19 protein-coding genes are annotated in these 14125 nt (G+C 40.0%); 18 read left to right on the forward strand and 1 reads right to left on the reverse strand.

What is annotated here, in order from left to right; translation table 11 throughout:
• Positions 1–26 precede the first annotated feature (26 nt).
• The 18 genes from rpsH to truA all read left to right on the forward strand — a co-directional run bounded on the left by rpsH (position 27) and on the right by truA (position 11025).
• Positions 27–425, forward strand: coding sequence for a 30S ribosomal protein S8 (gene rpsH / locus IGK77_RS00560; RefSeq protein ID WP_010734459.1), 399 nt, complete (start codon positions 27–29; stop codon positions 423–425).
• A 31-nt stretch (positions 426–456) separates the two neighbouring features.
• Positions 457–993 carry a 50S ribosomal protein L6 gene (gene rplF, locus IGK77_RS00565; protein WP_010734458.1) on the forward strand — a complete coding sequence of 179 codons (537 nt, stop codon included), beginning with the start codon at positions 457–459 and terminating at the stop codon, positions 991–993.
• Between the two features lie 164 nt (positions 994–1157).
• Entirely contained in the window at positions 1158–1514 is a 357-nt protein-coding gene (gene rplR, locus IGK77_RS00570) for a 50S ribosomal protein L18 (protein WP_010734457.1), read from the forward strand.
• A 20-nt stretch (positions 1515–1534) separates the two neighbouring features.
• Positions 1535–2035 carry a 30S ribosomal protein S5 gene (gene rpsE, locus IGK77_RS00575; RefSeq protein ID WP_010734456.1) on the forward strand — a complete coding sequence of 167 codons (501 nt, stop codon included), beginning with the start codon at positions 1535–1537 and terminating at the stop codon, positions 2033–2035.
• A gap of 14 nt (positions 2036–2049) precedes the next feature.
• Positions 2050–2229, forward strand: a complete 180-nt coding sequence (gene rpmD, locus IGK77_RS00580) for a 50S ribosomal protein L30 (protein WP_010734455.1) — start codon at positions 2050–2052, stop codon at positions 2227–2229.
• Positions 2230–2277: 48 nt separating this feature from the next.
• On the forward strand, positions 2278–2718 hold the full coding sequence (rplO, locus tag IGK77_RS00585; protein ID WP_010734454.1) for a 50S ribosomal protein L15: 441 nt from the start codon (positions 2278–2280) through the stop codon (positions 2716–2718).
• Positions 2718–4013 (forward strand): preprotein translocase subunit SecY, encoded by a 1296-nt coding sequence (gene secY / locus IGK77_RS00590; protein WP_023518901.1) that lies wholly within the window; start codon positions 2718–2720, stop codon positions 4011–4013. The genes rplO and secY overlap by 1 nt, the downstream gene beginning before the upstream one ends.
• 59 nt (positions 4014–4072) lie before the next feature.
• Positions 4073–4720, forward strand: a complete 648-nt coding sequence (locus tag IGK77_RS00595; RefSeq protein ID WP_010734452.1) for an adenylate kinase — start codon at positions 4073–4075, stop codon at positions 4718–4720.
• Between the two features lie 190 nt (positions 4721–4910).
• Positions 4911–5129 (forward strand): translation initiation factor IF-1, encoded by a 219-nt coding sequence (gene infA / locus IGK77_RS00600; protein ID WP_002288695.1) that lies wholly within the window; start codon positions 4911–4913, stop codon positions 5127–5129.
• A gap of 32 nt (positions 5130–5161) precedes the next feature.
• The gene (rpmJ, locus tag IGK77_RS00605) at positions 5162–5278 is read left to right on the forward strand and encodes a 50S ribosomal protein L36 (RefSeq protein WP_002288710.1); all 117 of its coding nucleotides are present in this window, start codon (positions 5162–5164) and stop codon (positions 5276–5278) included.
• A 17-nt stretch (positions 5279–5295) separates the two neighbouring features.
• Positions 5296–5661: a 30S ribosomal protein S13 gene (gene rpsM, locus IGK77_RS00610; protein ID WP_010734451.1), complete on the forward strand. Its 366-nt coding sequence runs from the start codon at positions 5296–5298 to the stop codon at positions 5659–5661.
• A gap of 27 nt (positions 5662–5688) precedes the next feature.
• Positions 5689–6078 (forward strand): 30S ribosomal protein S11, encoded by a 390-nt coding sequence (gene rpsK, locus IGK77_RS00615; protein ID WP_010734450.1) that lies wholly within the window; start codon positions 5689–5691, stop codon positions 6076–6078.
• 79 nt (positions 6079–6157) lie between these two features.
• The gene (locus IGK77_RS00620) at positions 6158–7096 is read left to right on the forward strand and encodes a DNA-directed RNA polymerase subunit alpha (protein WP_005880735.1); all 939 of its coding nucleotides are present in this window, start codon (positions 6158–6160) and stop codon (positions 7094–7096) included.
• A 26-nt stretch (positions 7097–7122) separates the two neighbouring features.
• Positions 7123–7503 (forward strand): 50S ribosomal protein L17, encoded by a 381-nt coding sequence (gene rplQ, locus IGK77_RS00625; RefSeq protein WP_010734449.1) that lies wholly within the window; start codon positions 7123–7125, stop codon positions 7501–7503.
• 268 nt (positions 7504–7771) lie between these two features.
• Positions 7772–8611, forward strand: coding sequence for an energy-coupling factor ABC transporter ATP-binding protein (locus tag IGK77_RS00630; protein ID WP_074800000.1), 840 nt, complete (start codon positions 7772–7774; stop codon positions 8609–8611).
• Positions 8587–9456, forward strand: a complete 870-nt coding sequence (locus IGK77_RS00635) for an energy-coupling factor ABC transporter ATP-binding protein (protein ID WP_438712850.1) — start codon at positions 8587–8589, stop codon at positions 9454–9456. The genes IGK77_RS00630 and IGK77_RS00635 overlap by 25 nt, the downstream gene beginning before the upstream one ends.
• Positions 9446–10243 carry an energy-coupling factor transporter transmembrane component T family protein gene (locus IGK77_RS00640; protein ID WP_438712851.1) on the forward strand — a complete coding sequence of 266 codons (798 nt, stop codon included), beginning with the start codon at positions 9446–9448 and terminating at the stop codon, positions 10241–10243. Before IGK77_RS00635 ends, IGK77_RS00640 begins: the two co-directional genes overlap by 11 nt.
• A gap of 35 nt (positions 10244–10278) precedes the next feature.
• On the forward strand, positions 10279–11025 hold the full coding sequence (gene truA, locus IGK77_RS00645) for a tRNA pseudouridine(38-40) synthase TruA (protein WP_074800003.1): 747 nt from the start codon (positions 10279–10281) through the stop codon (positions 11023–11025).
• Positions 11026–11068: 43 nt separating this feature from the next.
• Here the strand turns inward: truA and IGK77_RS00650 are convergent, their stop codons facing one another.
• The gene (locus IGK77_RS00650) at positions 11069–13741 is read right to left on the reverse strand and encodes a YfhO family protein (protein ID WP_074800006.1); all 2673 of its coding nucleotides are present in this window, start codon (positions 13739–13741) and stop codon (positions 11069–11071) included.
• Between the last annotated feature and the right edge of the window lie 384 nt (positions 13742–14125).

Genomic DNA, 14125 nt, shown 5'->3' on the forward strand with positions numbered 1-14125 from the left:
TCGCATAAGAAGGAGGTAAAAGTTCAATGGTCATGACAGATCCAATTGCAGATTTTCTAACTCGTATCCGTAATGCAAACATGGTTAAACATGAGGCTTTAGAAGTTCCTGCATCAAAAATTAAACGTGACATCGCTGAAATCTTGAAACGTGAAGGTTTCGTCCGTGATGTTGAATATATCGAAGATGACAAGCAAGGCGTGATCCGTGTTTTCCTAAAATTCGGTAAAAGCGGCGAACGTGTTATTACAAACTTAAAACGTATTTCTAAACCAGGCTTACGTGTTTATGTTAAAGCTGGCGAAGTGCCAAAAGTTTTAAATGGCTTAGGTATCGCTATTATTTCGACTTCTGAAGGTGTTGTCACTGATAAAGAAGCTCGTGAGAAAAACATCGGCGGCGAAGTTATCGCTTACGTATGGTAATCAAGTAGAATCTACAAGGAGGTGTCTTTAAGTGAGCCGTATTGGAAATAAGATCGTTGTGATCCCTGAAGGAGTAACTATCACTCAAGATGGAAACAACGTTACAGTTAAAGGACCAAAAGGGGAATTGACTCGTACATTTTCTGCTGATATCAAAATGAATATCGAAGGAAATGAAGTGACATTCACTCGTCCAAATGACAGTAAAGAAATGAAAACTATCCATGGAACAACTCGTGCTAACTTCAACAACATGGTTGTAGGTGTTAGTGAAGGTTTCCAAAAAGGATTAGAATTAATCGGGGTTGGGTACCGTGCGCAAATGCAAGGAACAAAACTTGTATTGAACGTTGGTTACTCACATCCAGTAGAAATCACACCACCAGCTGGCGTGACTGTTGAAGTACCATCTAACACACAAGTAATTGTGAAGGGTGCGAACAAAGAAGAAGTTGGCGAATTAGCTGCGAACATCCGTGGTACTCGTCCTCCAGAACCTTATAAAGGTAAAGGTATTCGTTATGTTGGCGAATTCGTACGCCGTAAAGAAGGTAAAACTGGTAAATAATCGTTTCGAAAAATTTCATAGAAGCCAGCAGCAGGAAAAAAGGATTTTGCTGAAGTATGCCTTCATTAAGAGAGAGTTTACTTGTGCCGCAGCTTCTATTTTTTCAAAACTGATCATTTCTACTGTCTGACAGTAGAAAAAATAAAAATAAAGAGGTGACAATTGTGATTACAAAACCAGATAAGAACAAAACACGTCAAAAGAGACACCGTCGTGTACGTAACACTATCTCTGGTACTGCTGAGCGCCCACGCTTGAACGTTTTTCGTTCTAACAAAAACATCTACGCGCAACTTATTGATGACGTAGCGGGTGTAACGCTAGCAAGTGCCTCTACCTTGGATAAAGAAATTTCAGGTGGAACAAAAACAGAAGCAGCACAAGCTGTCGGTAAATTAGTTGCTGAACGCGCAACTGAAAAAGGCATTAAAGTCGTAGTCTTTGACCGTGGTGGATACCTTTACCATGGCCGTGTGCAAGCTTTAGCTGAAGCTGCTCGCGAAAATGGACTAGAATTTTAGAAGAAGGAGGAATACCATTCATGGTTTATATCGATCCAAAACATTTGGAATTAGAAGACCGCGTTGTTGCAATTAACCGTGTAACAAAAGTTGTTAAAGGTGGACGTCGTCTACGTTTTGCTGCTTTAGTTGTTGTCGGTGACAAAAACGGACACGTAGGATTTGGTACTGGTAAAGCACAAGAAGTACCTGAAGCGATCCGTAAAGCAATTGAAGATGCGAAGAAAAACTTAGTTGAAGTACCTATGGTTGGTTCAACAATCCCACACGAAGTAATCGGTGCTTTTAGTGGTGGTAGAATCCTAATGAAACCTGCTGTTGAAGGTTCTGGGGTTGCTGCTGGTGGACCAGTTCGTGCCGTATTAGAATTAGCAGGGGTAGCAGATATCACTTCTAAATCTTTAGGCTCAAACACACCAATCAACGTTGTTCGCGCAACTGTTGAAGGTTTGAAACAATTAAAACGTGCTGAAGAAGTTGCAGCTCTACGCGGCAAATCAGTAGAAGAATTAATCGGATAAGGAGGACAAACATAATGGCTGAATTAAAAGTAACTTTAAAACGCAGTATTATCGGACGTCCTCAAAACCAACGCGATACTGTTAAAGCGTTAGGTCTTACAAAGATTAACAGTTCTGTGGTTAAGCCTGCTAATGAAGCAATCAAAGGCATGATCAACACTGTTTCTCACTTAGTGGACGTTGAAGAAGTTTAATTAAACAAATGAAATAAGAACTAGGACAATTAAGGAGGTGCCAAACCTATGAAACTTCATGAATTAAAACCCGCTGAAGGTTCACGCCAAGTACGTAACCGTGTTGGTCGTGGTACTTCTTCAGGTAACGGAAAAACTGCCGGACGTGGTCAAAAAGGACAAAAAGCTCGTTCAGGCGGTGGTGTACGTCTAGGATTCGAAGGGGGACAAACACCATTGTTCCGTCGTTTACCAAAACGTGGATTTACAAATGTTAACCGTAAGGACTACGCAGTCGTTAATTTAGATGTCTTGAATCGCTTTGAAGACGGAGCTGAAGTAACTCCTGTTGCTTTAGTAGAAGCTGGAATCGTGAAAAACGAAAAAGCTGGAATCAAAGTTTTAGCTAACGGAGAATTGAACAAAAAGTTAACTGTGAAAGCAGCTAAATTCTCAAAAGCAGCACAAGAAGCAATCGAAGCGGCTGGTGGCTCTGTTGAGGTGATCTAATGCTTAAACTATTAAAAGACGCTTTTAAGGTCAAAGATATTAGATCGAAAATCCTTTTTACTGTATTTGTTCTCTTTGTTTTTCGTTTAGGGGCACATATCACTGTTCCCGGCGTAAATGCAAGCTCATTACAAGACCTATCTAGCTTACCGTTTTTCAACATGTTGAACTTGGTAAGTGGTAGTGCAATGCAAAACTTCTCGATCTTTTCGATGGGGGTTTCGCCTTACATTACTGCTTCGATCGTGATCCAATTATTACAAATGGATATCGTGCCACGTTTTGTGGAATGGTCGAAACAAGGAGAAGTTGGTCGTAAAAAGTTGAATCAGGCAACAAGATATTTGACGTTAGTATTGGCATTTATCCAATCTGTCGGTATCACAGCAGGGTTTAACCAATATGCTCAATTAGGTTTTGTCAACAATCCAAATGTCTCTACTTATGTAACGATCGGTTTGATCTTAACTGCAGGAACGATGTTTGTTACTTGGTTGGGTGAACAAATCACTGAAAAAGGTATCGGTAACGGTGTGTCAATGATCATCTTTGCAGGGATCATTTCAAGATTACCGGAAAGTGTACGTGAAATTTATGAAGATTACTTCGTAAATATCAATTCTTCCGATATCTGGAGATCTGCGATTTTCGTTGCCATCTTACTAGTTGCGGTTCTAGCAATCGTGACATTCGTAACATTTTTCCAACAAGCTGAACGTAAGATCCCGATTCAGTACACAAAACGTATAGCAGGTGCGCCAACAAGTAGTTATCTACCGTTGAAAGTAAATGCTGCTGGGGTAATTCCGGTTATCTTTGCAAGTTCATTTATTGCAACACCAAATGCTGTGTTACAAGCGTTAAGTGGCCGATTCGGATCTGAAAACTGGTATAAAATAATGATGGAGATCTTTAACTATAATACGGTGCCTGGCGCAACGATTTATACGGTATTGATCGTCGCATTTACATTCTTCTATGCCTTTGTTCAAGTAAACCCTGAGAAATTAGCGGAGAACTTACAAAAGCAAGGAAGCTATATACCAAGTGTACGCCCTGGTAAGGGGACTGAAGAGTATGTCTCAAGCTTATTGATGCGATTAAGTACAGTTGGAGCACTATTCCTTGGTTTAGTGGCATTATTACCAATCATTGCACAAATGATTTGGGATCTGCCACAATCAATCGGATTAGGTGGTACAAGTCTGTTGATCGTGATCGGTGTGGCTTTGGAAACTGCGAAACAGTTAGAAGGCTTAATGCTGAAACGTAAATATGTTGGCTTTATTGAGTAAGAAAGCGTGTTGAGGTTTTTCCTCAACACACGTTCTCACATTTATTAGGAGGGAAAGCAATGAACCTCATTTTAATGGGGCTGCCAGGTGCAGGTAAAGGAACACAAGCTGAAAAAATCATTGACGCTTATGGGATTCCTCACATCTCAACAGGAGATATGTTTCGTGCAGCTATCAAAAATGAAACAGCTCTTGGCTTGGAAGCAAAGTCTTATATGGATAAAGGTGCATTAGTTCCTGATGAAGTAACAAATGGAATCGTAAAAGAGCGTTTAGCAGAACCCGATACAGAGAAAGGCTTCTTATTAGATGGCTTTCCTCGTACAATCGAGCAAGCAGAAGCTCTAGATGCAATGCTAAAAGATTTAAATAAACAAATTGATGCTGTCATCGATATCCACGTGGGTGAAGAAGTCTTGGTTGAGCGTTTAGCAGGCCGCTTCATTTGCCGTAACTGTGGAGCAACTTACCATAAAATTTTCAACCCTACAAAAGTTGAAGACACATGTGATCGTTGTGGTGGGCATGAATTCTATCAAAGAGAAGATGATAAACCTGAGACGGTTAAAAATCGTCTGGCTATCAACATCAAAAATAGTGAACCAATCTTGGCTTATTATAAAGAACAAGGTTTGCTACACACTATCGATGGTGATCGTGAAATCGATGCTGTATTTACTGATGTCCAAAAAATCATTGAAAAATAGCACGATTGCCCGTAGCCGACTTGCATTAAGCAGTTACTCTTGTCAAGTTCAATAAATTATGATAGAATATGTCAGTCCGACTTCTAGAGAATCCTCTAGATGATCCATTTTGAGAATTTTGAGGTGGGAACTGCAGTTTCCGCCATTTTATCGTGTGAAAATGCGAAACAAGTACAAGGAGGTACTGTGCGTGGCAAAAGAAGATATGATTGAAGTCGAAGGTACAGTCGTCGAAACTTTGCCGAATGCAATGTTTAAAGTTGAACTAGAAAACGGACACCAAGTTCTTGCTACTGTTTCAGGTAAAATTCGTATGCACTACATTCGTATTCTACCTGGTGACAAAGTGACGGTTGAATTGTCTCCATATGATTTAAACCGTGGCCGTATTACTTATCGCTTTAAATAATTGTACTCCGTAAAACTACAGGAGGTATTATCATGAAAGTAAGACCATCAGTAAAACCAATGTGTGAACATTGTAAAGTAATTCGTCGTAAAGGACGCGTTATGGTGATTTGCCCAGCAAATCCAAAACATAAACAACGTCAAGGATAAATGGAGGTGCACTAAATATGGCTCGTATTGCAGGAGTAGATATTCCTCGTGATAAACGTGTAGTAGTTTCACTTACTTATATCTATGGTATTGGTAACACTACTGCGAAACAAATCTTAGCTAATGCTGGCGTATCTGAAGATGTTCGCGTTCGTGAATTAACGAATGAACAAACAGATGCTATCCGTGCAGAAGTAGATAAATTAAAAGTTGAAGGGGATCTTCGTCGTGAAGTGAACTTAAACATCAAACGCTTGATGGAAATCGGTTCTTACCGTGGAATCCGTCACCGTCGTGGATTGCCTGTTCGTGGACAAAACACGAAAAACAATGCACGTACTCGTAAAGGCCCAGCTCGCGCTATCGCTGGCAAGAAAAAATAATTCTTAAGTGAAGGAGGTTAAATCTTCATGGTAGCAAAAAAAGTGAATCGTAAACGCCGTGTGAAAAAGAATATAGAAGCTGGGATTGCACATATCCACTCTACATTCAACAACACAATCATCATGATCACTGATACTCACGGAAATGCTTTAGCGTGGTCATCAGCTGGTTCATTAGGTTTCAAAGGAAGCAAAAAATCAACTCCTTTTGCCGCTCAAATGGCAGCAGAAACAGCTACAAAAGCAGCAATGGAACACGGATTAAAAACTGTTGAAGTAACAGTTAAGGGACCTGGTTCTGGACGTGAAGCAGCAATTCGTTCATTACAAGCAACAGGTTTAGAAGTGACTGCAATTCGTGACGTGACTCCAGTTCCTCATAATGGTGCCCGCCCTCCAAAACGCCGTCGTGTTTAATGAGTGCCTCTCATTTTGAGTTCTATTAGTAACGTCATTGAACAAGACACTTTTCGTTTTGAAAGGGGTAAAGATAAGAATGATTGAGTTCGAAAAACCAAGAATCGCAAAAATTGATGAAGAAAAAGATTATGGCAAGTTCATCGTTGAACCTCTTGAAAGAGGGTATGGGACTACTTTAGGGAATTCCCTACGTCGTATTTTATTATCTTCTTTGCCAGGTGCTGCCATCACTAATATTCAAATCGATGGTGTACTGCATGAATTCTCTACCATCAAAGGTGTTAGAGAAGACGTCACTCAAATCATCTTGAACATTAAAGGTTTAGCACTGAAAATGTATGGTCAAGAAGAAAAAACCCTTGAGATCGATATTACCGGACCTGCTACAGTAACTGCTGGCGATATTATCGTTGATAGTGAGGTAGAAATTCTTAACAAAGATATGTACATCTGCAGTGTATCTGAAGGTGCTACGTTCCATGCTCGCCTAACGGTGAAACCAGGACGTGGTTATGTTCAAGCAGATGAAAACAAAAAAGAAGATATGCCAATTGGTGTTCTTCCAGTCGATTCAATCTACACGCCTGTACGTCGTGTCAACTACCAAGTAGAAAACACACGTGTTGGACATCGTGAAGATTTTGATAAATTGACAATGGAGATCTGGACAGATGGTTCAATCGAACCATTGGAAGCAATGAGTTTATCTGCAAAAATCATGACTGAACATTTAGACATCTTTGTCAACCTAACTGATGAAGCGAAAAACGCTGAAATCATGGTCGAAAAAGAAGAAACACAAAAAGAAAAAATGTTAGAAATGACGATTGAAGAATTAGACTTATCTGTTCGCTCTTATAATTGCTTAAAACGTGCAGGAATCAATACTGTACAAGAACTTACGAATAAATCTGAGCCAGAAATGATCAAAGTCCGTAACTTAGGACGTAAATCATTGGAAGAAGTTAAAGCAAAATTGCATGACTTAGGTTTAGGTTTACGTAAAGAAGATTAAACCTTTTACGAAGGAGGGAAACCAACGTGAGTTATCGTAAACTAGGACGCACATCTAGCCAACGTAAAGCGATGTTGCGTGATTTAACAACTGACTTATTAATTAATGAACGTATTGTGACTACAGAAGCTCGTGCGAAAGAAGTTCGCTCAACTGCTGAAAAAATGATCACTTTAGGCAAACGCGGAGACTTACATGCACGTCGTCAAGCTGCGGCTTTCGTACGTAATGAAGTTGCTAGCGTGCGTGAAGAAAATGAGGAAATCGTTATCGAATCAGCTTTACAAAAGTTATTCAACGATATTGCACCTCGTTATGCTGAACGTCAAGGTGGCTACACTCGTATCTTGAAGACAGAACCAAGACGCGGAGACGGAGCACCAATGGTTGTCTTAGAACTTGTCTAAAATCACACTAATAACATCACTTTATGGATGATTCTTTTAGAGTGTTATGATGTTGGAAGTTACTTATTCCGAGTCTAGCTCAGCGCTGCTCCCCAAGCGATTCGTTTGGGGAGTATGCACTCATCATAAAGTGTTTTTTTGTACCTTCAATTAACTGTCAAGACAGCCTTGAAGGTATAAAAAAACATTTTAAAAATCAGAAATGATTGAAAACTAAGCAGTTTTTTGATAGGGTTAATAGGAACTTTAGGATGAAGAGGGAGTACTTATGGAGCCGATTATTGAATTAGGAAAGATTAATTACAAATACCAACCAGAAGATTTACGACCAGCATTGAAAGATGTTTCTTTCACGATCAATAAAGGAGAATGGATCGCGATTATCGGGCACAATGGTTCTGGTAAATCAACGCTTGCAAAAACGATCAATGGCTTACTCCTTCCTGAGTCTGGGACGGTCAAAGTTGGTAATCAACTACTAAATGAAGAGAATATATGGACGATCCGCCAAAAAGTCGGCATGGTCTTTCAAAATCCGGACAATCAATTTGTTGGATCAACAGTAGAGGATGATGTGGCCTTTGGTTTAGAGAATCAAGGCATTCCTCGAGAAGAAATGATCGTTCGAGTGAAAGATGCTCTTGAAAAAGTGCGAATGTCTGATTTTGCGACAAGAGAACCAGTTCGTCTTTCCGGTGGACAGAAACAACGTGTGGCGATTGCCGGTGTTGTAGCCCTCCGACCAGAAATCATCATCTTGGATGAAGCAACAAGTATGTTAGATCCTGAAGGTCGTGAAGAAGTCATCACAACGATCAAAGAAATCAAAGAGGAAAGTCAACTAACCGTTATTTCAATCACGCATGATATTGATGAAGCAGCCAATGCAAATCGTATTTTTGTGATGAAAGAAGGCGAACTAGTAAATGAAGGGACACCGAAAGAGATTTTCTCTGCCGGACCTGAACTAATCAATCTAGGGTTAGATTTGCCTTTTCCTGAAAAACTAAAAAGTGCCTTGAAAGAACGTGGCATTGAAGTGCCTAAAGAATACATGACAGAAGAAAGGATGGTGGATTGGTTATGGACATCCGTTTTGAAAAAGTAAACTTTACGTACCAACCGAACACACCATTCGAGCAACGAGCTTTATTTGATATTGACTTGTTGATCAAAGAAAACAGCTACACTGCATTAGTTGGTCATACTGGAAGCGGGAAATCCACCTTGCTTCAGCATTTGAATGCGTTGATCAAACCGACGGAAGGAACCGTCCAAATCGGCGATCGTCAGATCAAACCAGATACAGATAATAAAAATTTGAAACCGATTCGAAAAAAAGTCGGTATTGTTTTTCAATTTCCAGAGGCACAGTTGTTTGAAGAAACGGTCGCAAGAGATATTGCGTTTGGCCCAAAAAACTTTGGTGTAAGTGAGGAAGAGGCGACTCTACTAGCAAAGGAGACCTTAGAACAAGTCGGATTAGATGAGACGTATTTAGAACGCTCACCTTTCGAGCTGTCAGGAGGTCAAATGCGACGTGTAGCGATCGCCGGTGTTCTAGCTATGAAACCCGAAGTTCTCGTCTTAGATGAGCCGACAGCTGGGTTAGATCCACAAGGAAGAAAAGAAATGATGGATATGTTCTGGCGTTTGCATAAAGAACAGCAAATCACGATTGTATTAGTCACCCATTTGATGGATGATGTGGCAAACTATGCGGATTTTGTTTACGTCCTGGAAAAAGGCCGTATCGTCAAATGCGGAGAACCAAAAGAAGTCTTCCAACACCTTGAATGGTTAAAAGAACGGCAGTTAGGCGTACCAACAGCCACTGAGTTTGCAGAGGAACTACGAGTAAAAGGCATCCAGTTTGATGAATTGCCGATCACCGCAGACGCATTAGCGGACCAATTGGTCAAATTGGTGGGAGGTACAGCTCATGATCAATAAATTGATTTTTGGTCGTTATATGCCTGGAGACTCCTTTATCCATCGGTTAGATCCACGTGCAAAGCTATTGGCAAGTTTCTATTTTATTGGCATTATCTTCTTAGCCAATAACTGGCAGACATATGCCTTATTAGCGGCGTTTACTTTATTTGCTGTTTTCTTGTCAAAAGTAGATATCAAATTTTTTATTCGAGGCATCCGTCCGTTGATCTGGTTGATCTTATTCACTGTAGGCTTACAAGTACTGTTTACGAGTGGTGGAGAAACGTATTGGAGTTGGGGGATTTTCAATATCACTCAATTTGGTGTCATGAACGGACTATTTATTTTTTGTCGGTTTGTTTTGATTATCTTTATGTCCACCTTATTGACATTGACAACGCCGCCTTTAGAATTATCCGATGCGATCGAATATTTGTTACGACCATTGAAAGTTGTTCGCTTTCCAGTGCATGAAGTATCGTTGATGCTTTCGATCGCTTTACGTTTTGTGCCGACATTGATGGACGAAACCGAAAAAATCATGAATGCACAGCGCGCACGTGGTGTTGACTTTGGTGAAGGAAGTCTAGTACAAAAAATGAAAGCGGTGATTCCTTTACTGATTCCGCTATTTGTCAGCAGTTTCAATCGTGCGGAAGATCTAGCTACAGCGATGGAAGCAAGAGGCTACCAAGGTGGGGAAGGCCGGACAAAATACCGTATCCTTCACTGGCACTTACAAGACACTGTTGTTATGGTTGCTTTTGGGCTGATGACCATCGTACTAGTGTTTATCCGTAGCTAAACTTATCAAAGATGAATGAGAACAGGGGAAGATGAATGGTACGCTATAAAGCAATCATTGCCTATGATGGTACCCAGTTCAATGGTTTTCAGAAACAACCCAATGGACGAACGGTCCAAGAAGAACTGGAAAAAACCTTAATGAAGATGGCAAATGGAAAAGAAATCACGATTTTTGGATCTGGACGGACAGATGCGGGGGTCCATGCAATCGGGCAAGTTATCCACTTTGATTATCCAGAAGAGCGACCTTTGGAACGTATGCGTTTTGGGTTAGATACGCAGTCGCCAGAAGATATTGCTGTGAAAAGTGTGGAGATTGTGCCTGAAACTTTTCACGCACGCTATTTAGTGAAAGAAAAAACCTATCAATTCAAAGTAGATATCGGAAAACCACGTAGTCCCTTCCGTAGACATTATGCGAGCTATTTTCCTTATCCAATAGATGTAGCAAAGATTGAACGTGCATTGCCTGATTTACTTGGTACGCATGATTTCACTTCATTTTGTGCTTCTGGAAGTTCCATTGAAGATAAAGTACGGACTATCTATGAAGCCAGCTTACAGGTCAATGAAGCAGGCGATGAGTTGACGTTTACGTTTCGTGGTGATGGCTTCCTTTATAAAATGATTCGCATTTTAGTTGGTACGTTGTTAAAAATAGGCAACGATCGTTTACCAGAAGATTGTCTTCCAGAAATCATTGCAAAAAAAGACCGCAATGCTGCGGGTCCGACTGCTCATCCGGAAGGGTTATACCTATACGAAGTAAAATATGAATAGCATACAAGAAAAAAGCGTTTCGGCAATCACCGAAACGCTTTTTTTATCTTGCGCGACGACGTTCACGTCTTGGACGGTGATCATCGCTTTCGTTTGTAGGATCAATGACGCCGCTAAACGGCTGACGTCTACGAAGGTACCATAGATACAAGATAAACAAGGCAATACATCCAATAAAGAGAAGTAAGCCAGGAATGAATCCTTTTGGCATGTAACTAAAAGTAATCGTATGTTCACCTTCAGGAACTTCCACCATCAAAAAGGCATCTTGGAATTTCTTCACAGGTACTTTTTCGCCATCGATTTTAGCAGTCCAACCACCATCATAAGGGATAGTCGTGGCTACCATCGTTTTTTCAGTCGCATGAACAGTTCCTGTAGCTGTTCGACCGGTAGTAGTCATCTCTACGCCGTTATTTCTGATTTGGTTGATTGCGGCTTGATACGCCACAACATCAAGTCCGACCACCTGTGGTTCCATAAAGCTGACTTCTTTGGTCCCATAGAAGCTTGCAGTGAAGGTAACCGTTGTGTCTTGCGGGTAATAACCTAAATCATAATATTGACCAGTAATGTTAATTTGAGATTTTCTAGATACACCATTGATGGTAATAGTTGCTGTAGAGCTTTCTAACTGTGCGAAATTTGTTGGAAACAGGCTGAGATACGCTTGGGTATTCGCAGGTACTTGGACTTCCCAAGTCAATTCTTTCGGTTGATTATTCGCTGTTTCACTATAAGTGACCCCATTTGTCGTTGTTGTGATCTTCGTGTTCTGTTGACTTTTTAGGGTTGGCGTATAAAACGTAAAGAATGATTGATTCAATCCAGAAAGACCATTCATCAAATTTGTTTGACTGGTTAGATTATCACCTATCGGTTGTTCGATCTTATTGATCGTCAAAGGTGCTTTGAAAGCTAATGGTACAGCATTACTATTTTCGTACAAAGTATAGTTGTCCGTTTGTTCGACGGATTGGAAGCCGTATTTATTAAAACTACTATCGTTTTTAGCAATATTGTATTTGATTCCCGTAAATCCATCCATCAACAAGGTATTGTTATTGTAGCGAATGTTCAAATTTGTTCCTCTAGAACGGAAGCCTAAAGTATCCAAGTAAGAGGAAGAGTTTCGATTTCTGATCGAAGAGAACATGCTGATCCCACTATAACCATAATTGATCGAATCATTCGGTGAAACAGGATCAAGGTTTTCTAATCGATAAAACGTATCGGAATCCTTTTTCGAGGCATCAACTAACGTTTTGATCTCAGGATAAGGTTCGGTATACAAACTTCTTGAGGCATAATTCCAATCATCGAGAATGCCATGGATCATACTGTTGGTATTGACTGCGGCTTCGGCTGTCATCAATAGTAACAGAAGAATACTCAAACGTTTCAAATCAAATGGGTGTTGTTGGAATAAACCAATCGTCAATGCGTAGAGCGCTAAAAAGACTAACGTCAAAACAAAGGATGTGAGCGTGACATACGTGTAACTGCCATCTGGTTTGATACCCCAAGCTGTAGCAAAAGCAGCCGCTAGTACAATGATGACACCTAGCAAACGCTTCTGATCCTTCTCCTGTAGCTGTTCCCAACTATGAGCCGCTAACAAGAGTACGAGAAACGAAAAGAGATAGGCATAACGAAACAAGAACATATTTGGTGCGTGCATCCCATGCCAGAATAAATTCAAAGGAACGAAATAGAAGCTAGCAATCAAGATCGCGAATAGCCCACCGAACAACAACTTGTTTTTCAAGGGGAATTTGCGACTGACAAAATACAAGAGACATAATGCTAAAGGAAATAATCCAGCATAGATAAAAGGAATCGATCCGTATTTCGTCGTGTCATAAACACCCACCATGTTTTTCATCAATAAATCTAAATAAGAAGTTGCTTCCGTCTTCAATGAAGTGATCTGCGTCAACGCTTCGCCATTGGCACGTAGATCGAGAATGGCAGGCAGGATGATCACCATCGATGCACCTCCTGCTAATAAAGAGGTGATCCCATAAGGTAAAATCGTTCCTTTGTACCTCCGCCAATTCGTCAGTAGTCGTGTAACAAAGTATAAAAAGGAGAAGACCCCGACCATGAAGCCCATATAAAAACTGGATAAGAACAACAGCAAGTAACTAACAAACAATAAAATAGGTTTCTTTTGGTCCATCACACGATGGATACCTAAAATGATCAGAGGAAGATAGACAAAGGTGTCTAACCACATGATGATCTCTGAATGGGCAGTGATAAATGAAATCGACGCATAGCTGACACTTAATGCGACTTGCCCCCAATGTGGAATGCGATAGGTACGTGCTAGAAACCAGAAGGATAAACCTGCTGAACCAACCTTTAGTAAGGTGATGAGATACAAGGCATCTGGCATCAATTGATTCGGGAACAATAAAACGAGTGGTGTGAAAAGTCCACCTAAATAATAAGAAATCAATGATAGATAATTTAAACCAAGTGAGGCATTCCACGTGTAAAAAATGCTTTGTTTCCCTAACAACATATTACGGAAGCTTGCATGAAAGTTTGAAAATTGTGAGAAAGCATCACTAGCCAAGATGCTCCGATCACTTCCTGGATAAATGCCGATACTTAAATAAACCAATAAAAGAATCAGCAAAGGGATAAAGAAGCTAGCAGCTGCATAGCGGCCGTTTTCTTTTAAGAATTTTTTCAATGTTGTTTTCATTACAATTCAGTCACCAAATTTCTATTTGAAGTTATATTTAGTTTATCACATTCATGATTTTACTTGCTGAAAATACAACCAAATTCATAAAAAAATTACATTTGAAATTAAATAACATTTGTGAGTTTAAATTACATTTACATTAAGAAAATAACGCAAAATAAGAAAACACTTTCTACTTTAAAATAAAGTGTTGACAGGCCTTTGCAAATGCGTTATGTTTTATTTGTAACAATTATAAAAAAACATATACCTATCACTATCTGAGGGGTAGTGGCACATAAAAGAAGACTTAAAACAATTATCTGGGTGATTGATTGTTTTAAGCCTTTTTTATTTTTTCTTCTTAAATTTCATGTGGTTGAGGAAATGTCTCTCATTTGA

The organism is Enterococcus sp. DIV0806c (assembly GCF_051710905.1).
Lineage (GTDB): Bacteria > Bacillota > Bacilli > Lactobacillales > Enterococcaceae > Enterococcus_B > Enterococcus_B mundtii.